Below are 20,300 nucleotides of genomic sequence, written 5' to 3' on the forward strand. Positions count from 1 at the left end.
CCTTGCTATGGAACACCAACCTCTGACCCACCCGGTAAGCGCCGCACCCGTGCGCATCAACCGGGGTGTCTCACCGACGGCGCGCGCGTGGCTTTTTCTCTCGCCGTCGATGCTGTTTCTCGGCGTGCTGATTGCCGCCAGCCTTTTGGTGCTGCGCATGAGCGTCGGCACCAAAGGTGCGGAGTGGTCCGGCTTCAGCCTGGCCAGTTACGCCCAATTGCTGGAACCCTATTACCTCAAGTCGTTGCTGCTGACGTTGCGCCTGGCGCTGATCAGCGCGGTGATTGCGGTGCTGCTGGCGATCCCGGTCGCCTACACCATGTCGCGGCTGACTTCACCGTTTGTGCGGCGGATCTTCCTCGCCGCGGTGCTGCTGCCCTTGCTGGTCAACCTGCTGCTGCAAAGCTATGGCTGGCTGGTGATCCTCGGCCCCGGCGGCATGCTCAATCAGGCGCTGATGGGCCTGGGTCTGATCAAGCGCCCGATCATGCTGCTCTACAACCAGAACGGCGTGTTGATGGGCCTGGTGCAAACCGCGTTCCCGTTGGCCGTGCTGCCGATTGCCAGCGCCATGCGCGGCGTCGCTCGCACTTACGAAGAAGCCGCTGCCACCCTCGGCGCCAGTCGTTTGCAGGTGTTTCGCCAGGTGGTGTTGCCGATGAGTTTGCCGGGGATCATCACCGGCGCGACGCTGGTGTTCGCCTACAACGCCAGCAGCTTCGTGGTGCCGCTGCTGCTTGGTGGTCGACGCGTGCCGATGCTGGCGGTGATGGTGCATGACCAGATCGCCCCGCTGATGAACTGGCCCGCCGCGTCTGCTGCCGGTGTGGTACTGATCGTCACCACCCTGGCGATCATGACCTTGTCCGAATACATCACCGGCCGTCGTCGGCGCATGCTGGAGGCTTCCCAATGAGCACCCTGATCAAGAAGCGCTACTCGCTGCTGCCGGGCGATACCGGCAAGTTCGCCGGCATCCTGTCAGGCTTCATTTTGCTGCTGGCGGTGCTGCCGATTTTGACCATGATCGTCATGTCGTTCAGCGGTGCATCGAACCTCGATTTCCCGCCCAGCAGTTATAGCCTGCAATGGTACGAAGCCGCCTGGAACACCTTCGTGTCGCCGGACGCCAGCGATGTGCTGAGCCTTGGCAAGGCCATGACCACCAGCCTGATGGTGGCCTGCCTGACCATGGTTTTCGCCACGATTATCGCGGTGCCGGCGGCCTATGCCTTGACCCGTTGCGAGTTCCGCGGCAAGGCTGTGGCGCTGCAATTGATGTCGCTGCCACTGGTGTTCCCGATGGTGGTGTTGGGCCTGGCCTTGCTGCTGGTGTTCGACAGCCTGCCGTTCCACATCACCACCTCGCGGCTGGTGATTGCCCATGTGATTCTGGCGCTGCCGTTCGTGGTGAAAAACTGCACAGCGGCGATGCTCTCCATCGGCAGCGAAGTCGAAGAGGCCGCGCAGATGCTCGGCGCTTCACCGCTTCGAGCGATTGTCGATGTGGTGGTGCCGCTGATGAAGTCGGGGATTCTGGCGGGCATGCTGCTGGCGTTCATCGTCTCGTTCAACGAATTCACCGTGACCTATTTCCTCTACACCATCGACGTCATGACCGTGCCGATCTGGATGTACAGCCGCACCGTGTCTTCGCTCGACCCTACCGTTTTCTCGTTTGCCGTGCTGATCGTGCTGATCGACTTCGTGCTCATCTGGGCGTTGGAAAAGTTGGTTGGCGAAGGCGGCGTTTCGTTCTGATTCTTGAGGTGATTCAAATGACTGGTCTGATTCTGGAAAACGTCGAGAAACATTACGGCTCGGCCTGCGCGGTAAAGGATGTGAACCTGCATTTGCCTGAGGGCAAACTGGTGTGTTTCCTCGGCCCTTCGGGCTGCGGCAAAACCACCTTGCTGCGGATGATCGCCGGGCTGGAAACCCTGACCGGTGGCGAGATTCGTCTGGACGGCGAAGACATCGGCCATACGCCGGCGCATCAGCGTAATTTCGGCATGGTGTTTCAATCGCTGGCGCTGTTTCCGCACATGACGGTGGGGGAGAACATCGCTTATCCGCTGAAATTGCGCGGGGTCAGCAAGGCGGATCAACAGGCGCGGGTGGTGGAGTTGCTGGAGCTGATTCAGCTGCAGGAGATGATTGATCGCCCGGTGGCTAAACTCTCTGGCGGGCAACGTCAGCGCGTGGCGATTGCCCGGGCGATTGCCTCGCGGCCGAAAATCCTCCTGCTCGACGAACCGCTGTCGGCGCTGGACGCCAAGCTGCGCGAATCGATGCAGGTGGAAATCCGTCAGCTGCAACAACGTTTGAACATCACCACCATCATGGTCACCCACGACCAGCGCGAAGCCATGACCATGGCCGACATCGTGGTGGTGCTGGGGGAGCATCGCGTGCAGCAGGTGGGCTCGCCGATTGAAATCTACCGGCATCCGGCCAATGAATTTGTCGCGGACTTTATTGGTTCGGGGAATATTTTTCCGGCCACGGCGCTGGGCAACGGCAAGGTCAGCTTGCCCGGTGGCGATGCGCTGCAAGTGCCTATCTGCAGCAGCATTGTGGTGGGGGAGAAGGTGAAAATGCTGATTCGCCCGGAAGATCTGCAACTGTCGCAACCCCAGGCCACGGCGGGCAATCGCCTGCTCGGGAAGGTGACGTTTGTACGGGATATCGGGGCGACGATTGAAACCACCGTCGAGTGTTCCGGGGTGTCGTTTACCGCGTTGAGCACGCCGTGTCAGGGAGTCGGGTTGAGCATTGGCAATCCGGTGTCGGTGACCTTGCCGGCTGAGGCTTGCCGCGTGTTGAGCGCCTGACTTTAGAGGTGGGGCGCCTTTGCCGGCCCCTTCGCGAGCAAGCCCGCTCCCACAGGGGATTTGTGGTGGACACAAAATAAGTGAACACCGCAGATCCAATGTGGGAGCGGGCTTGCTCGCGAAGGGGCCATCAGCCGCACCGAAAAAGACAGATCAAACCGACAACCGCAACCGCGCCAGATCCCGCAGCGGCGGTGCGCCAAACAATCGGCTGTACTCACGGCTGAACTGCGAAGGGCTTTCATACCCCACCCGATAACCCGCCGCCGAAGCTTCCAGCCCTTCGGCCAGCATTAACCGCCGCGCCTCTTGCAGGCGCAACTGCTTCTGATATTGCAGCGGACTCATCGCCGTCATTGCCTTGAACCGGTGATGCAACGTCGATACGCTCAGGTTCACTTCCCGCGCCAGATCATCGATGCGCAGCGGTTGCTCATAATTGCCGTTGAGCCATTTGATCGCCTGGCTGATGCGATGACTCTGGCTGTTGGCAATGGCAATCTCATACAGCCGATGCCCCTGCTGGCTGCGCAACAGCCGATACAGAATCTCCCGACGAATCAGCGGCGCCAGCATGGCGATGTCTTTGGGTGTGTCCAGCAAACGTGCCAGACGCAGCACGGCATCGAGCATTGCCGTGTCGATTTGCTCGACATACAGGCCGCGACCGGTGGGCCGTGTGGGAACCCCGATGGGGCCGGCATCGGCAATCAGCGCGCTGATTTCTGCCGGGTCGATGTCCAGCCGCACCGCGAGGATCGGTTCTTCGGGTGAGACATTCACCACTCGCCCGCTCAAAGGCATCGAGACCGACACCACCAGGTAATTCAGCGGGTCGTAATTGAAGTATTCATCCGCCAGCCGCACTTCCTTGCGCCCCTGGGCCATGATGCACAGGGCCGGTTGCGCCAGCACCGGGGCAAATTCATGGTTTTGACTGTGGCGCGACATGAACAGTGAACCGACGGCGGTGGCATACGTGCCATCCTCCATCGTGTTGCGGCGGATGAGGGCGGCCAGTTCCGCACGCTGTTTTTCCATGTCGGCATCCAGCGGGGCTTGAAAGTGATCGAGCGACGACATGCTGGGCATCCTCGTGATGCGTTGGTAATGGGCTGAGCTTAAATTTGTGCAAGTGACAGCGGTAGACACATCCTGCCAAAAGCTTGCCTGATTCTGCACGGGGCTTATGTATCGCCCCGTCATGACGTGACGCAGATGGGCAACGGCTGACGCAAACCTCCCCCTGTAGGAGCTGCCGAAGGCTGCGATCTCTAAACCTTAAAAACAGAAGTCAAAAGATCGCAGCCTTCGGCAGCTCCTACACAAAGCTCGTGTGACAGTGGTGTGACGGGTTTTACAGGTTGTTACAGGTGTTGAGCCAAGTCTCGCAGGATTGTGCAATGTGTCGGCAGGAATCGACTAACGACAGCTGCGACACGCCGCCTAATCTTGGATCCTGTCGCAGCCCGTCCCCGGCTGCCACTGGATGACCTGGGAGGGTTGAACATGTCTACGCAAATCCCCGTCAGTCATATGGTCTTCATTCGCGCCCGCGCCGGGCGTTCGGCAGAACTTGGTGCGCGCCTGAGCGCCCTGATCGAGCCATCGCGCAACGCGCCGGGTTGTCTGAGCTTTGCCCTGCAGCACTCGCAATGCGATCCCGAGCTGTGGCTGGTGTCCGGTTTCTGGGCCAACCAACAGGCCATGACCGCTTACTTCGGCAGCCCGGCGATGCAGATTTTTGCCGAGCTGGTGCAGGAGTTGGTGGTCAATAGCCTGGATTTTCATACCTTCAAGGATGTCTCGGCGGCCCAGGCCCTTGGCCAGTCCCAGGCAGCGGTACACAAACTCGTCGGTTGAGGGTTTAATGGCGCAATTCTCCATAAGCCAGGATCCGCGACATGGCACGCAAAGCCTTTGAACACTTCGAAGCCGTTTCAGCAGTAGTACCGGGCGAGGGCGGTTACCACGCCGCGATTGCCGTCAAAGCCCTCGGCGGTTCCGGTGCCCCGACTTTTCACAAAGTGCTGGAAGACCGGATTTTCAAGACCGCTCATGAAGCCGACGAGGCCGCGGCCAAAGAGCTGACCCGCCTCAAAGACGTTAAAGAAGACGCCGACTTGCTCTGGTAATCACTTGACTGCCCCGGGGCGGAACATTTTGAACAATGCCTCTGGCCCCAGCTGAAAGTAATCCGCCGGCCCGCCGCCGCGCAGAATCGGTTCTGCCGCGGCGGTGTCGTACACCCCATCCTTCAACAGCCATTTGGCGATGTGCACGGCGACCACTTCGCCGAGAATCAGCCAGCTCGGCACCACTTCCTTGTTGGCGCGCTGCAACTGAATAATCTGCGTAACCTTGCACTCGAAGGACACCGGGCTTTCGGCGACCCGTGGTACCTGAATGATTTTCGACGCCACGGTGGTCAGCCCGGACAGTTCGAATTCATCGACCTGCGGCCCGACCATGGCGCAGCTCTGGTTCATCTGCTCGGCCAACGGGCGGGTCGCCAGGTTCCAGGCGAATTCGCCGGTCTGCTCGATGTTGTTCAAACTGTCTTTGCGCCCGACGCTGGAAAACCCAATGATCGGCGGAATGTAGTTGAAGGCATTGAAAAAGCTGTAAGGCGCCAGGTTCAAGCAGCCGTTGGCGTCCTGGGAAGAAATCCAGCCGATAGGGCGCGGGCCGACGATGGCGTTGAACGGATCATGCGGCAGGCCGTGGCCGTTGGCGGGTTCGTAGAAATGGATGTCGTCGGGCATGAACGGGTTCCTGAGGCGTTGATTCGGAATCGATCATAGTGCAAGGACGAGCGGGTTATTTCCAGCGATGAGATCTAATGTGGGAGCGGGCTTGCTCGCGAAAGCGGTGTATCAGTCAGCACCTTGTTGAATGTTAAACCGCCTTCGCGAGCAAGCCCGCTCCCACAGGTTGACCGAGTTCTTTCCGAAGAAAATGCGGTCGAATGTGGGAGCGGGCTTGCCCGCGAAGAGGCCGGTACAGCCGACCTCGATGTAACGGTCAGTCCGTCTCGATACGCGAATGTTTGCGGGTGTCTTTCATGGTGATGTACACCAGCAACGACACCGCGATGCACGCCGTGACATACCAGTAGTAACCGGTTTCCATGCCGATGCTCTTGAACCACAGCGCGATGTATTCAGCGGTACCGCCGAAGATCGACACCGTCAGTGCGTAGGGCAAACCGACGCCCAGGGCACGGATCTCGGTGGGGAACAGTTCGGCTTTGACCACCGCGTTGATCGATGTGTAGCCGCTGACGATGATCAGCGCCGCCATGATCAGGAAGAATGCGCCCCACCAGGTCTGGACAGTGTGCAAGGTGGTCAGGATCGGCACGGTGAACAGCGTCCCGAGAATACCGAAGGCGATCAGGATCGGCCGACGACCGACTTTATCCGACAGCCCACCGATGATCGGTTGCAGGCACATGAACAGGAACAGCGTGGCCGCGGAAATCGTGGTGGAGTCGGAAATGCTCATGCCGACAGTGTTCACCAGGTATTTCTGCATGTACGTGGTGTAGGTGTAGAACGCCAGCGTGCCGCCCATGGTCAGGCCGACCACGGTCATCAATTCCTTCGGATGGCGCAGCAAGGTGCGCATCGCGCTTTCCTTGGCTTTCTCTTTCTTGGTAAACGACTCGGTTTCTTCCATGCCACGACGCAGATAGAGCGCCACCACGGCACACAGCGCACCGATGGCGAACGGAATGCGCCAGCCCCAGGCGTACAGCTCTTCGGTGGTCAGAACATTTTGCAGCACGATCAGCACACCCAGGGCGATGAGCTGGCCGGAAATCAGCGTCACGTACTGGAAGCTGGAGTAGAAGCCGCGACGTTCCTTGGTCGCCATCTCGCTGAGGTAAGTGGCCGAGGTGCCGTACTCACCACCCACCGACAAACCTTGCAGCAGGCGGGCGAACACCAGCAGGATCGGCGCACCGATGCCAATGGTTTCATACCCCGGGCTCAGGGCGATCAGCAGCGAGCCGAAGCACATCAGGTACACCGAGGCCATCAATGCGCGTTTACGACCGGCCTTGTCGGCGTAGAGCCCCATCAACCAGCCACCGATCGGGCGCATCAGGAAGCCCACGGCGAAGATCGCGGCGGTGTTGAGCAGTTGTGCGGTGGTGTCGCCTTTGGGGAAGAAGGCTTTGGCGAAGTACAGGGAGAAGGCGGCGTAGACGTACCAGTCGTACCACTCGACCATGTTGCCGACAGAACCGCTGAAGATCGATTTGATCCGGCTGGCGGTGGTTCTTTCTTTAGCCGGCGCGGCAGCCGACCCAAGGGGCAGGGCGTTGGAGTTATCCATTGAAGGATCCTTCGTTTAATTGTTTTTGTGGAGCGCGTTAAAACGCAGCCTGCTGGAGCTATAGCAGGAGCTGTGCCAAGCAGAGGAGGGCCGGTTTAGAGGGGGTAGCGGGTTTTATTGAGCGGAAATCCGCTTATTCAGGAACGGGTGCGAGCGGAAATCCGCTTATTCGGGCTTAGGGCCTCTTCGCGAGCAAGCCCGCTCCCACAGTTGATTTGTGGTGTAGGCGAATTTTGTGTTCGCCATAGATCCAATGTGGGAGCGGGCTTGCTCGCGAAGGGGCCAGTTCAGGCACTGCAAAGTTCAGCTGTCCTGAAAAAACATCTCGCGGGTCAGGCCATGGCGCTGCATTTTTTCATTGAACGTGCGGCGCGGCAGTTGAAGCTCTTCAAGCACCGCTTTCACATCACCCTTGTGCCGGGTCAGTGCCGCGCGCAGGCAATGCGCTTCGAAGGCTTCCTGCTGCGCCGCCAATGACTGGCCGGGGTCGATCCCCACCGGTTCCGGTTCGCCGAGGCCCAGCACTTGTCGCTCGGCGACGTTCGCCAGTTCGCGCACATTGCCTGGCCAGTCGTGACTCAGCAGATGGCTCAGTTGCGGCCCGCTCAAGGGCGCAAAGGTGCGCCCCAAACGTTCGGCGGCACTTCGCGCGAAGAACTCGAACAACAGTGGAATGTCCTCACGCCGATCGCGCAATGGCGGCAGACGCAACTCGGCGACGTTCAATCGATAGGCCAAATCTTCGCGAAAACGTCCGGCCCGAGCTTCATCGAGCAAGTCGGGTTTGGTCGCGGCGATGATCCGCAAGTCCACGTGGATGCTCTGGTTGGAACCCAGGCGCTCAAGCTTCTGCTCCTGCAACACCCGCAATAATTTCACCTGCTGGGCCAGGGGCATGCTTTCGATTTCATCGAGAAACAGCGTGCCGCCGTCAGCGTATTCGAGCTTGCCGATGCGTTTGCCCTGGGCACCGGTGAATGCGCCGCTTTCATGGCCGAACAGTTCGGCCTCGAACAACTGCTCGGGAATCGCTGCGCAGTTGAGCGCCACGAAGGCTTTGTCGGCGCGCGGACCGAAGTCGTGCAGGCAACGGGCAACCAGTTCCTTGCCGCTGCCGGTTTCGCCACGGATCAGTACATTGACCGGCAGCATCGCCAAATCCAGCACTTGGCGGCGCAGGGTCTGCAAACCACGGGACACCCCCAACAGCGTGGCATCCAGCTTGGCACGATTATCCGCCTGCTCATGCAGCGCGCGGTTTTCCAGCACCAGTCGACGCTTGTCCAGCGCCCGGCGCAGGCTGCTCATCAAAGCTTCCGGGCTGAAGGGTTTTTCAAGGAAATCGTAGGCACCATCGCGCATCGCTTCGACCGCCATCGGCACATCGCCGTGACCGGTCAGCAGGATCACCGGCAAATCGGCATCGCGGCGCCGGACTTCAGCCAGCAGCTCCAGACCTGTCATGCCGGGCATGCGCACATCGCTGAGAATCACCCCGGGGAAATGCCTGGGCAGTTGCGCCAGGCATTCGTCAGCGCGACTGAACAGCTGCACCTCGAACCCCGACAGGCTCAGCCACTGTTCGACAGCGCTGCGGATGCTGCTTTCGTCATCGACCACCATCACCGAATTGAGCATCAGGCAGGGACCTCCAGATCAATAGGCAGCGTCACGGTGAATACCGCGCCGTTTTCGCCATTGGCGGCACTCAAGCGACCGCCCGCTTCGTGGACGATAGCGAAGGATACGGCCAGTCCCAGACCCAGGCCATCGCCCACCGGTTTAGTGGTAAAGAACGGATCGAAGACTTGGGCCAGATGTTCTTCGGCAATGCCGCCACCGTTATCGGCGACGGTCAGGCGCCAGAGCTGTTCGTCGGCTTCAAGACGGATTTCCAGACGTTTGCAGGTTTTGTCGTGCATCGCATCCAAAGCGTTGCGCAGCAAGTTGATCAGCACCTGTTCCAGACGAATCGCATCGCCACGCACCCAGGCCGGGCGCGTCAGGTGCAGCACCAGGCTGACCTTTTCATCCCGCAGGCGCGCATCCAGCAATTCCAAGGATTGATCGACCACTGTCGCCAGGTCCAGCCGTTCACGCAAGCCGCTGGGGCTTTTGCGGGCGAAAGTTTTCAGGTGGCCGGTGAGTGCGGCCATGCGGGTGAGCATCTCGTCCACCGGTTTCAGTGCCTTGTAAGCGTCCTCGACACGGCCGTGATCGAGCAGCAGGCGCAAGGTCGCCAGTTGCATGCGCTGGGCGGTCAGTGGCTGGTTGATTTCATGGGCCAGCGCCGCGGACATTTGCCCCAGCGCCGCGAGTTTGGCCGATTGCACCAAACCGTCCTGGGCGGTGCGCAAATCCCGGGTGCGTTCTTCCACCAGTCGTTCGAGTTCTTCGCGGCTGCGCTGGCGCAATTTCGCCAGCCGCCAACGCTGATTGAGGAACAGCAACAGAAACACTACGGCCAGCCACACCCCGGCGGCCGCGAGCCCGGCGTTGCGCAGGTCTTCGAAAGCTACCTGCGGGCGGCGCAGCAAGTGCAGCGTCCAGCCTTCGGCGGCCAGCGGCAGGGATTCCCAGAGGTAATCCGCTGTCCCCTCGGGGCCATTGACCCGGGTCAAATCACTGTTGTCGTCGAAGCGCCGCACCGATTGATAGTCAAGCGAGGTCAGCGGTTGCTTGTCGTATTGACGGGTGGTCTTGAGCTCAGTGTGATCGCTGGCGCTCAGCGGCCGCAGCAAGCGATAGCGCCAGCCCGGCTGGTTGGCGATGAAGATGATCCCGCGGGCATCGCTGACCAGCAACGTGTCGCTGCCCTGACGCCATTCGCGTTCCAGTTCCGGGAATTCGAGTTTGACCACCATGGCGCCGAGGAACTCGCCACTGTCGCTGGTCACCGCGCTGGACAGGAAGTAGCCGGGAATGCCGCTGGTCACGCCCACTGCGTAAAAACGCCCAGTGCCCTGAGTGCGGGTCTGGCTGAAGTAGGGGCGAAAACCATAGTTGTGGCCGACGTAACTGCTGGGCAGGCGCCAATTGCTGGCGGCCACGGCGAGGCCGGTACGGTCGAGCAGTTCCAGGGTCGAGGACTGCGCGGCGCCGTTGATTTTTTCCAGTTTGCGATTCAATGCAAGCTGCTCTTCGGGGCTCACTTCACCGTTTAGCGCGTCGCGCAATTGCGGGTCCAGCGCCAGCACGGCGGGCAGGGCGCGATAGCGTTCAATCAGCGTGTGCAAGGAGTTGGCGTACAACGCCAATTGCTGACTGGCACGGGCGGCGTCTTCTTCCAGCGCCTGACGCTCGGCGTGGCGGATGGCCAGGGTCGCGGCGAGCGCTGCACCGGCGACGATCAGCAGGGTGTACAACGACAGGCGCAAGGTACGGGAAGTCGGCAGCATGCTGTAGGAAACAGGTTGAAGGATGGGCTGGCACCATACCATGAGGCCGCGCATCCTTCGTCCCGGCATGACGTGTTCAGACGGTAATAAATTTACTCGATCGAGAGCGCAACTTGGTCTGGGTATACGCCAATTCGTTAGTCACCTCTGCTTAGATCAAAGGGCTAAATCGATATCCAAAAAAAAGCCGGGTCGTCTGGGGAGACGGCCCGGCCTTTTCAGCAGTGAGGGAAGCGCTTACTGCACTTCCACCGCCAGGCTTTCACCGATCTTTTTCTGCCAGATGGCAGGACCGGTGATATGTACTGACTCGCCTTTGCTGTCGACCGCAACGGTCACAGGCATGTCTTTGACGTCGAACTCGTAGATCGCTTCCATGCCCAGTTCGGCGAACGCTACCACGCGGGATTTCTTGATGGCTTGGGCCACCAGGTAAGCCGCGCCGCCGACAGCCATCAGGTAAACGGCTTGGTGGTCCTTGATCGCTTCGATTGCGGTCGGGCCGCGCTCGGATTTGCCGATCATGCCCAACAGGCCGGTTTGCTCGAGGATCTGACGGGTGAACTTGTCCATCCGCGTCGCGGTGGTCGGGCCGGCCGGGCCAACCACTTCTTCGCGCACCGGATCGACCGGACCGACGTAGTAAATGAAGCGACCTTTGAGGTCTACCGGCAGGGTTTCACCCTTGTTCAACATCTCGACCATGCGCTTGTGCGCTGCGTCGCGACCAGTGAGCATTTTGCCGTTGAGCAGGACAGTTTCGCCCGGCTTCCAGCTCTGCACTTCTTCCGGCGTCAGGGTATCGAGGTTGACGCGACGGGCCGATGGGCCGGCTTCCCAGACGATTTCCGGGTAGGCGTCCAGCGGTGGCGCTTCCAGCGAGGCCGGGCCGGAACCGTCGAGCACGAAGTGCGCGTGACGGGTGGCGGCGCAGTTGGGGATCATGCACACCGGCAACGAAGCAGCGTGGGTCGGGTAATCCATGATCTTCACGTCGAGCACGGTGGTCAGGCCACCCAGACCCTGGGCGCCGATGCCCAGTTGGTTGACCTTCTCGAACAGCTCCAGACGCATCTCTTCGATACGGTTGGATGGCCCGCGCTTTTTCAGCTCGTGAATGTCGATGGATTCCATCAACACTTCCTTGGCCATGACGGCGGCTTTCTCGGCGGTGCCGCCGATGCCGATGCCGAGCATGCCCGGTGGGCACCAGCCGGCGCCCATTTCCGGAACGGTTTTCAGCACCCAGTCAACGATCGAGTCGGACGGGTTGAGCATGGCCATTTTCGACTTGTTCTCGGAACCGCCGCCCTTGGCTGCCACGTCCACTTCCACGGTGTTACCCGGTACGATGGAGTAGTGGATAACGGCCGGGGTGTTGTCCTTGGTGTTTTTGCGAGCACCCGCCGGATCGGCGAGGATCGAGGCACGCAAGACGTTTTCCGGCAGGTTGTAAGCCCGTCGCACGCCTTCGTTGATCATGTCGTCCAGGCCCATGGTGGCGCCATCCCAACGAACATCCATGCCCACCCGCACGAACACGGTCACGATGCCGGTGTCCTGGCAAATAGGGCGGTGGCCGGTGGCGCACATGCGCGAGTTGATCAGGATCTGCGCCATGGAATCGCGAGCGGCCGGCGATTCTTCACGCAGGTAGGCCTCGTGCATCGCCTGGATGAAATCCACGGGGTGGTAGTAGGAAATGAATTGCAGGGCGTCGGCAACGCTCTGAATCAGGTCGTCTTGCTTGATCACGGTCATGAGTCGCGCTCCTCTAAAAGAATAAGGGCAGCTTCAAGCCTTAAGCTTCAAGCGGCAAGCTGAAGCAGTACGCGAACTGCTCTGAACCTGGCGCTTGAAGCTTAAGGCTTGAAGCTGATCCTCAAGGTCACAAGGCACGCCGGGCATGCTGGCGCGACGCTAAAAAGGCGCGGCAGTATACCGCGCCTCGATGGCGGGCACATCCGTTGACAGTCAAACGTTGGTCGCATAGGTCGGCGTTGACTGTCGTGCCCCCTACATTGATAGCGTGCAACCTCGAGGTAATGGGTGTACCTCAATCCCTGTAGGAGCTGGCGAAGCCTGCGATCTTTTGATTTTTCTTTTCACGGTCCTGAAAAAGATCACGATCAAAAGATCGCAGCCTTCGGCAGCTCCTACATTGATAGCGTGCAACCTCGAGGTAATGGGTGTACCTCAATCCCTGTAGGAGCTGGCGAAGCCTGCGATCTTTTGATTTCTTTTCACGGTCCTGAAAAAGATCACGATCAAAAGATCGCAGCCTTCGGCAGCTCCTACAGGGGAAGTGGGTCATGGCTTTGACGCCAGTTTTCTGCCCCGAAAATTGAATGGTCATTTATCAGACTCGCCACTAAAGTGGCATCCGGCCTGTAGAGTAGGACACTCGATCAGCCTCCTTTCCCACGGTGAATCAACGATTGACCCATAACGCCATCCAGCGGCTTTTGCTTAAACGCTTTGCCCTCGCAGCCGGCACTTACGCCTTGGCTTTGCTGCTGCTGTGGCTGGCGTTTTTCACCGGTCATTACCAAGACTCCGTCACCGGCATGGCGATCGGCAGTGCCTTGGTGGTGCTCAGCCAGGCAGTGTTGTTCGCGGTGTTCTCCAGCGGCTGCAACTTGCGTTTTTCCGATCCCAGCCTGACCGAAGTGCAAATACTGCTGGGGCTGGGTTGGCAAACCTGGCTGATTGCCCATCTGGACGAAGCGCGCGGCGTGTTTCTGGTGTTTTACCTGCTGATTCTGTTGTTCGGGTTATTTCATCTTTCGCACAGAGCATTCGTGCGGTGTGCGTCGCTGGTGTTTTTCAGTTTCAGCGCCATCATTTTGTGGGAGGGCTACCACTTTCAGCAGCCCGACCCGACGCTGGCCCTGTTGCAGGTGTGCGTGCTGTTGGTGGTGCTCGCGTGGCTGGTGCTGTATGCCCGTTACGTCCAAATGTCGCGCCAGCGTATGCGTCAGCGGCGGTTCGCCTTGCAAGCGCATCAGGACACCCTGCGTGGAATGATGCGCCAGCTCGAAGGGCTGGTGGCGACCGATGAACTCACCGGGCTGTTCAACCGCCGGCATTTCCTGCGCCTGGCCTCCCGCGAGTTGAACGCCATGGAAGCCGATGTGGTGCACGGCCTGGCGTTGATCGACCTCGATCACTTCAAGCGCATCAACGATGTTCATGGCCATGCCGCCGGCGACCAGGTATTGCAAGCGTTTGCCGGAGTGGCCACCGCCTGCCTGCGCGATGGCGATGTTCTGGCCCGCTACGGCGGTGAAGAGTTCGTGGTGCTGTTGCCCGATTGTGATGCCGAGCGCCTGACGGCGTGTTGCGAGCGGTTGCGCATTGCGTTCATGGATGCCGAATTGATCGGCCTGGACGTGCGCAACCTCAGCCTGTCGGCAGGCATGACGTTGTTGGCGCTCGGCGACGATCTGGATGACGCGTTGCAGCGCGCCGATCAGGCGCTGTATCGTGCCAAGCGTGATGGCCGTAACCGTTGCGCGGCGGCCTGGGAGAATGTCGATGCCTGAGTTACGGGTCGGCGAACGCCAATGGACGGTGGCGGCGGGGAGCAACCTTCTTGATGCCTTGAATCAGAACGGTGTGTCGGTGCCCTATAGCTGCCGCGCCGGCAGCTGTCATGCGTGCCTGGTTAAATGTGTCGAAGGCTTGCCCAGCGACAGCCGTCCCGATGCCTTGAGCCATGAGCAGCGTCAGCGGGGTTGGCGGTTGGCCTGTCAGTGCCAGGTGGTCGATGATCTGCAAGTCGAAACCTTTGACCCGCTGCGTGACGGGCTTGCCGCTCAGGTGGCCGCCAGCGATTGGCTGAGCCCCAGCGTTTTGCGTTTACGCCTGACGAGTGAGCGACCGTTGCGCTATCAGGCGGGGCAGCATCTGGTGTTGTGGGCGGGTCAGGTGGCGCGGCCGTATTCCCTGGCCAGCCTGCCGGAAGAGGATCGCTTTCTGGAGTTCCACCTCGATTGCCGTCAGCCGGGGGGGTTCAGCGATTTGGCACGCCAGTTGAAAATCGGCGATCCGATCCGCCTCGGCGAGTTGCGCGGCGGAGCGTTGCATTACGACCCGGACTGGCACACCCGACCTCTGTGGCTATTGGCGGCCGGCACCGGTCTGGGGCCGTTGTTCGGTATTTTGCGCGAAGCCTTGCGTCAGGATCATCAGGGCGCCATCCGTGTCATTCACCTGGCCCATGATGCGGGTGAGCATTATCTGGCCAAACCCCTGCAAGCCATGGCCGACGGCCGTGAAAACCTTGATGTCGAGCTGTGGACCGCGGCCGAGTTGCCTGCGGCTTTGGCACAACTGCGCCTTGTTTCGCGGCAAACCCTGGCCTTAGTCTGCGGGGCTCCCGACAGCGTCGACGCCTTTGCCCGGCGCCTGTACCTGGCGGGTTTGCCGCGCAATCAACTGCTGGCGGATGTCTTTCTACCCCGTGGTTGAGCGCTGATTTCTCTGTGGCGAGCTCGCTCGCCACAGTTGATCCTCTCAGATCAGGATTCATCATGCCCGATACCCTCCAGTTTGAACGCGAGCGCGGCCTGCTGACCCTGCGCCTCAATCGCCCCGAAAAGAAAAACGCCCTGACTCGCGCCATGTACAGCCAACTGGCGGAGGGTTTGCGGCTTGCCGACAGCGACCCGGAAATCAATGCGGTACTGATCACCGGTGGCGTTGAGTGCTTCACCGCCGGCAACGACATCTTTGATTTCCTCCAGCAACCCCCGGGCAACCTCGACAGCCCGGTGTTTCACTTCATGCTCAACTTGCTCGAGTGCCGCAAACCGGTCATCGCCGCCGTGGCTGGCGCGGCGGTGGGGATCGGCACAACGATGCTGCTGCATTGCGATCTGGTTTACGTCAGCGCCGACGCCCGCTTGCGCATGCCGTTCGTCAACCTCGGGTTATGCCCTGAGTTCGGCTCCAGCCTGATCCTGCCGCGAATGCTCGGGCATGCCAAAGCGGCGGAGCTGTTGTTGCTGGGCGAGGGTTTCAGTGGTGAACAGGCAGCCGCGTGGGGGATCGCGACTGAAGCTTTAGGCAGTGGCGAAGCGGTGTTAGCCAAGGCACGGGAGATGGCGTTGCGGTTTGAATCGTTGCCGCCGGAGGCGGTGCGTATCAGCAAGCAACTGATGAGAGCGCCGGATCGGGAACAGATACGCAAGGTGATAGAAGAAGAGGGCGCGTTGTTCACCCAGCGGCTGCGTTCGCCGGAAGCGATGATGGCGTTGTCGGGGTTTCTCAACAGGCATTGAATTTGCGGTGACAGGGCGGGCCTCTTCGCGAGCAAGCCCGCTCCCACATTGGATCTGCAGTGTCCACAGGTTTTGTGTCATCCACAAATCCCCTGTGGGAGCGGGCTTGCTCGCGAAGAGGCCAGACCAGACAAAACACCTGTTGGATCAGAATGCAAAAAGCCCCGCCATTCACATGGCGGGGCTTTTGTTTTTCAGCGCTCGATCACTCAGACCATCGGGTCGCCAACGTGCAGGATTTTCATCCCGTTGGTGCCGCCGGTAGTGTGGTAGCTGTCGCCCTTGGTCAGGATGACCCAGTCGCCTTTCTCGACCACACCCAACTTGAGCAACTCGTCGATCGCAGCCTGGCTGACTTGCTCAGGTGGCAAGGACGCCGGGTCGAAAGGTACGGTGTAGACGCCACGGAACATGGCCGCGCGGGCCTGGGTTTCGCGGTGTGGGGAGAACGCGTAGATCGGCACCGAGGAGCGGATGCGCGACATGATCAACGGCGTGTAGCCACTTTCAGTCAGCGCAATAATCGCCTTCACGCCCGGGAAGTGGTTGGCGGTGTACATGGCCGCCAGCGCGATGCTCTGGTCGCAGCTTTCGAAGACCTTGCCGATGCGGTGGCTGGAGGTCTTGCTGGTCGGGTGCTTTTCAGCGCCGATGCAGATGCGCGCCATGGCTTGCACGGCTTCCAGCGGGTACAAACCGGCAGCACTTTCGGCCGAGAGCATCACGGCGTCGGTGTAGTCGAGCACGGCGTTGGCTACGTCGGAGACTTCGGCGCGGGTCGGCATCGGGTTCTGGATCATCGACTCCATCATCTGGGTCGCAACGATCACCGCTTTGTTGTGGCGGCGTGCATGCAGAATGATTTTCTTCTGGATACCCACCAGTTCGGCGTCGCCGATTTCCACACCCAGGTCGCCACGGGCAACCATCACCGCGTCGGAGGCTTTGATCAGGCCGTCGAGGGTTTCGTCGTCGGCCACGGCTTCGGCGCGTTCAATCTTCGCCACCAGCCAGGCAGTACCGCCGGCTTCGTCGCGCAATTGACGGGCGTATTCCATGTCGGCAGCGTCGCGCGGGAAGGATACCGCGAGGTAGTCGACTTCCATTTCGGCTGCGAGCTTGATGTCGGCCTTGTCTTTTTCGGTCAGGGCCGGTGCGGTCAGGCCGCCACCACGACGGTTGATGCCTTTGTGGTCCGACAGCGGTCCGCCGATGGTCACGGTGCAATGCAGCTCGGTGGCAGTAGCGGTGTCGACGCGCATCACCACGCGGCCGTCGTCGAGCAGCAGCTCGTCGCCCACGCCACAGTCTTTTACCAGGTCCGGGTAGTCGATGCCGACTATTTCCTGGTTGCCTTCGGTCAACGGATGGCTGGTAGAGAAGGTGAATTGATCACCGATCTTCAGCTCGATCTTCTTGTTGGCGAATTTGGCGATACGAATTTTCGGGCCTTGCAGGTCACCCAGCAGGGCGACGAAGCGGCCGTGCTTGGCAGCGAGGTCACGTACCAGCTTCGCGCGAGCCTTGTGCTCGTCGGGGGTGCCGTGGGAGAAGTTCAGACGGGCAACGTCCAGGCCAGCCAGAATCAACTGTTCGAGAACTTCCGGCGAGTTACTGGCCGGGCCAAGGGTAGCGACGATTTTGGTGCGACGGACGGACATGCATAGACTCCTGAGTTCAAGCGCTAGCAGAGGCTACTATGGTCCGTAGGTGTAGTCATTGTTCGTTTGCACTACTTTTTTTGAAGAACTTGGTTATTAGTTTCTTTATTGAACGCGACAATCGGCGCAAACCGTCCTGAAGATTTCCGCCCAAGGGTCGATACAGAGCTCAAGACAGGAGATCCCCCATGCGATTCGTGCTCATTGCCGCCCTTGCCATTAGTGCCCTCAGTGTCACGGGCTGCACCCGTTGGTCGATGAACCATCATTTGAATAATGCCTACAGCGCCTATGAGCGCGGCAATTGCGAGCAAGTCATGCTCGAACTGTCCAAGGTCGAGCGTGCCAGCCATGCACGGCCTTATGTGTGGCCGGAAGTGTCGATGATGCGGGGCCTGTGCCTGGAACGGCAGAAGCTGTTTATCGATGCGGCTCAGACTTACCAGTTCATCATGGCCTCTTACCCGCAAAGCGAGTACGCCTACCGCGCCCGTGCCCGTCTGGAAACCCTGCAGAGCCTGGGCCATTACCCGACCCGCAGTGCGGCGGCGGTGCGTCCAACCCGGTTCTGATTGTCAGGCGACAGCGGTGAGCTATAGTCCAATGGATCGGTTTAGAGCCTTGCCTCTGATCGAGGTAAACACCTGTGATCGGCAGCAGTAAGCGACAGCGGTTGGAAGGACTGTCGCACCAGGATCGGGGAGAGCGCGGCACATGCCTATAAAACAATAGAGCAGGCCCGTTCCGAAGTATTGATGCGGCCCTGCTTAAGGGCCTTGCGTAGCGAAATCAGCATGTTCACTGACCGCCGGATCGAGCGGCATCAACTGCCGTATTTTCTCAAAGTGTTCAACAGCGTCACCGACAAGCCGATCGGCTTTCTGGGCAATCTGTCCGAGGACGGGCTGATGTTGATCAGCCAGTTGCCGCTGATGGTGGGCGCCGATTTTAATCTGCGCCTGAAAATCCCCATGGATGGCCATTGCCAACAGGTGATCGACCTCGATGCCTGCTGCCTGTGGTGCCACGAGGACGCCACCCCCCATCACTATGACGCCGGCTTCAGCCTGCAACGGGCACCGCCGGAATATGGGCAATTGTTGGGGGCACTGAAGCAGTACTTCAGTTTTCAGCCGTTGCCTGCCTCGGCCTGAACTCTGCGGCGCCTTCACTATTGCCATCGCGGGCAAGCCCGCTCCCACAGTTTCGGCGTTGTTCACCTGTTGTGTGTTCACCGAAAATCCCTGTGGGAGGAAATATCCAGGACGCAAGCTTTAACGTGTTTGCCTCCGCATCCCGTCTGGCCAAGCTGTCCCCGGGTAATGCGATGTCGTTGGGCAGTGTTCCGTTGCCTGAGTCGCCTGCCATTGATGAGTTTAATGGGTAGGGAGGAGGCGTCAGAGTGCGCCCACTCGCTTCCATCCCAGGTAACGAGTAACCAACGCCGCACCTAACTCTCCAGGCCTTGCATCCAGCACCGCCACTCCATGAGCATTCAACCGCTCATGGAGTTCGGCCCGTGCATTCAGGTAATCCACCGTGCCGCAATAGGCCAGCGCTTCCGGCAAGGTCTGCACCGGCGCATGGCGTACGCAGTCGAGGGCTTCTTCGCGCAAGCTGACCACCAGCACCTGATGTTGCTGGCGCAGGTGTTTGACTGCACCGAGTACGGCCTCATCATCTTCATCACGCAGGTTGGTCACCAGTACCACCAGCGCCCGGCGTTTCTGTCTTGCCAGCAATTGATTCGCCGCTGCCTGATAGTCGGCGGGGCGTTTGCTGCTGGCGAGATCGTAGACGCAATTGAGCAACACATTGAGTTGGCTAGCGCCCTTGATCGGTGCGAGGTAGCGCGCTTGATCACCAGCGAAGGTACACAAGCCCACCGCATCACCCTGGCGCAAGGCCACGTAGCTGAGTAACAGGCAGGCGTTGAGCGCATGATCGAAGTGCGACAGTTCATCGTCCTGGCTGCGCATGCGTCGCCCACAATCGAGCATGAAAATGATCTGCTGATCACGCTCGTCCTCATACTCGCGGGCAATCGGTGTGCGCTGGCGGGCGGTGGCTTTCCAGTCGATCTGGCGCAGGCTGTCGCCTTCTCTGAATTCGCGCAGTTGATGGAATTCCAGGCCCAGCCCACGACGCGGGCGTTGGCGCACGCCGAGTTGGTTGAGCCAGTTGTCCACCGCCAGCAATTGACCGCCATAGAGGCGGGCGAAGTCGGGGTAGACGCGGGTATTGTCGATTAGGTTCAGTAGACGTTTGCCTGACCACAGGCCCATAGGGCTCGGCAGGCTGATTTCGCAGCGGTCGAAGGTGAAGTGGCCGCGCTTGAGTGGGCGCAGGCGATAGCCGATCTGGTTGTGCTGGCCGGCTTGCAGTTCGACCGACAGTGGCAGGTTTTCGAAACTCAAACCATCCGGGACGTGGTCGAAGATTTGTACGTTCAGCGGTTGAGCGAAATCATGCCCGACCTCCAGCCGCACTTCGCCCCATCGACCGAGCGCCAGGCTGCCGGGCATATGCCGTTGTACGCGGGGCGAGGGCAGGCGTTTGAGGCGAATGGCGTCGAGTATTCCCAGGGCCAGCAGCGCCAGGAGCAATCCCCAGTTGATCGATAACAGGCTGGATGGAACGGCGATGTCCAAGGCTCGCAACGTACCCAGCACGATGCCGATGGCCAGCAGTAGCGCGAGCCAGATTAGTAGAAGCCGGGACGGTTTCATCAGGGCACACCTTTTGTGGCGAGGGAGCTTGCTCCCGCTCGACTGCGAA

18 protein-coding genes are annotated in these 20,300 nt (G+C 60.1%); 10 read left to right on the top strand and 8 right to left on the bottom strand.

Annotation, left to right across the window (positions count from 1 at the left end; genetic code table 11):
• Nucleotides 1-7: 7 nt before the first annotated feature.
• Genes ABH909_RS09850 through ABH909_RS09860 form a run of 3 tightly spaced genes read left to right on the top strand, consistent with a single transcriptional unit; the run spans nt 8 to nt 2,834 of the window.
• Nucleotides 8-916, top strand: coding sequence for an ABC transporter permease (locus tag ABH909_RS09850; protein WP_007898367.1), 909 nt, complete (start codon nt 8-10; stop codon nt 914-916).
• Nucleotides 913-1,761 (top strand): ABC transporter permease, encoded by an 849-nt coding sequence (locus ABH909_RS09855; protein WP_429432705.1) that lies wholly within the window; start codon nt 913-915, stop codon nt 1,759-1,761. Before ABH909_RS09850 ends, ABH909_RS09855 begins: the two co-directional genes overlap by 4 nt.
• A gap of 17 nt (nt 1,762-1,778) precedes the next feature.
• Nucleotides 1,779-2,834, top strand: a complete 1,056-nt coding sequence (locus tag ABH909_RS09860) for an ABC transporter ATP-binding protein (RefSeq protein ID WP_008069588.1) — start codon at nt 1,779-1,781, stop codon at nt 2,832-2,834.
• A gap of 153 nt (nt 2,835-2,987) precedes the next feature.
• Here the strand turns inward: ABH909_RS09860 and ABH909_RS09865 are convergent, their stop codons facing one another.
• Nucleotides 2,988-3,917: an AraC family transcriptional regulator N-terminal domain-containing protein gene (locus tag ABH909_RS09865; protein WP_429432707.1), complete on the bottom strand. Its 930-nt coding sequence runs from the start codon at nt 3,915-3,917 to the stop codon at nt 2,988-2,990.
• A gap of 426 nt (nt 3,918-4,343) precedes the next feature.
• On the opposite strand from ABH909_RS09865, the gene ABH909_RS09870 reads away from it, so the two are divergent.
• A complete protein-coding gene (locus tag ABH909_RS09870) occupies nt 4,344-4,697 on the top strand; it encodes a putative quinol monooxygenase (RefSeq protein WP_429432709.1) in 354 nt (117 codons plus the stop codon).
• A gap of 41 nt (nt 4,698-4,738) precedes the next feature.
• Entirely contained in the window at nt 4,739-4,969 is a 231-nt protein-coding gene (locus tag ABH909_RS09875; protein WP_095632219.1) for a hypothetical protein, read from the top strand.
• Here the strand turns inward: ABH909_RS09875 and ABH909_RS09880 are convergent, their stop codons facing one another.
• The 5 genes from ABH909_RS09880 to ABH909_RS09900 form a co-directional block, all read right to left on the bottom strand.
• Nucleotides 4,970-5,599, bottom strand: coding sequence for a flavin reductase family protein (locus ABH909_RS09880; RefSeq protein WP_429432712.1), 630 nt, complete (start codon nt 5,597-5,599; stop codon nt 4,970-4,972).
• A 259-nt stretch (nt 5,600-5,858) separates the two neighbouring features.
• The gene (locus ABH909_RS09885; protein ID WP_429432714.1) at nt 5,859-7,178 is read right to left on the bottom strand and encodes an MFS transporter; all 1,320 of its coding nucleotides are present in this window, start codon (nt 7,176-7,178) and stop codon (nt 5,859-5,861) included.
• A gap of 303 nt (nt 7,179-7,481) precedes the next feature.
• The gene (locus tag ABH909_RS09890) at nt 7,482-8,816 is read right to left on the bottom strand and encodes a sigma-54-dependent transcriptional regulator (protein WP_429432716.1); all 1,335 of its coding nucleotides are present in this window, start codon (nt 8,814-8,816) and stop codon (nt 7,482-7,484) included.
• Nucleotides 8,816-10,618 carry a sensor histidine kinase gene (locus ABH909_RS09895; RefSeq protein ID WP_429432718.1) on the bottom strand — a complete coding sequence of 601 codons (1,803 nt, stop codon included), beginning with the start codon at nt 10,616-10,618 and terminating at the stop codon, nt 8,816-8,818. The genes ABH909_RS09890 and ABH909_RS09895 overlap by 1 nt, the downstream gene beginning before the upstream one ends.
• Before the next feature lie 195 nt (nt 10,619-10,813).
• Entirely contained in the window at nt 10,814-12,337 is a 1,524-nt protein-coding gene (locus ABH909_RS09900) for a fumarate hydratase (RefSeq protein ID WP_429432720.1), read from the bottom strand.
• A 677-nt stretch (nt 12,338-13,014) separates the two neighbouring features.
• Here ABH909_RS09900 and ABH909_RS09905 point away from each other — a divergent pair.
• From ABH909_RS09905 to ABH909_RS09915, 3 genes are all read left to right on the top strand, one after another.
• Nucleotides 13,015-14,121: a GGDEF domain-containing protein gene (locus ABH909_RS09905; RefSeq protein WP_429432722.1), complete on the top strand. Its 1,107-nt coding sequence runs from the start codon at nt 13,015-13,017 to the stop codon at nt 14,119-14,121.
• Nucleotides 14,114-15,049 carry an iron-sulfur-binding ferredoxin reductase gene (locus ABH909_RS09910; RefSeq protein WP_429432724.1) on the top strand — a complete coding sequence of 312 codons (936 nt, stop codon included), beginning with the start codon at nt 14,114-14,116 and terminating at the stop codon, nt 15,047-15,049. The genes ABH909_RS09905 and ABH909_RS09910 overlap by 8 nt, the downstream gene beginning before the upstream one ends.
• 62 nt (nt 15,050-15,111) lie before the next feature.
• Nucleotides 15,112-15,861 (top strand): enoyl-CoA hydratase-related protein, encoded by a 750-nt coding sequence (locus ABH909_RS09915; RefSeq protein WP_429432726.1) that lies wholly within the window; start codon nt 15,112-15,114, stop codon nt 15,859-15,861.
• A 209-nt stretch (nt 15,862-16,070) separates the two neighbouring features.
• On the opposite strand, the gene pyk is transcribed toward ABH909_RS09915, so the two are convergent.
• Complete coding sequence (gene pyk, locus ABH909_RS09920; protein ID WP_429432728.1) at nt 16,071-17,522, bottom strand: pyruvate kinase; 1,452 nt, start codon at nt 17,520-17,522, stop codon at nt 16,071-16,073.
• Between the two features lie 188 nt (nt 17,523-17,710).
• Here pyk and ABH909_RS09925 point away from each other — a divergent pair, with 188 nt between their 5' ends.
• Nucleotides 17,711-18,094 carry a tetratricopeptide repeat protein gene (locus ABH909_RS09925; RefSeq protein ID WP_095632207.1) on the top strand — a complete coding sequence of 128 codons (384 nt, stop codon included), beginning with the start codon at nt 17,711-17,713 and terminating at the stop codon, nt 18,092-18,094.
• Between the two features lie 222 nt (nt 18,095-18,316).
• Nucleotides 18,317-18,676 carry a PilZ domain-containing protein gene (locus ABH909_RS09930; protein ID WP_429432731.1) on the top strand — a complete coding sequence of 120 codons (360 nt, stop codon included), beginning with the start codon at nt 18,317-18,319 and terminating at the stop codon, nt 18,674-18,676.
• Between the two features lie 243 nt (nt 18,677-18,919).
• Here the strand turns inward: ABH909_RS09930 and ABH909_RS09935 are convergent, their stop codons facing one another.
• Entirely contained in the window at nt 18,920-20,251 is a 1,332-nt protein-coding gene (locus ABH909_RS09935; protein ID WP_429432733.1) for a DUF58 domain-containing protein, read from the bottom strand.
• Nucleotides 20,252-20,300 lie beyond the last annotated feature (49 nt).

It is taken from the genome of Pseudomonas sp. BS3782 TE3695 (genome assembly GCF_050435305.1).
In the GTDB taxonomy this organism is placed as follows: domain Bacteria; phylum Pseudomonadota; class Gammaproteobacteria; order Pseudomonadales; family Pseudomonadaceae; genus Aquipseudomonas.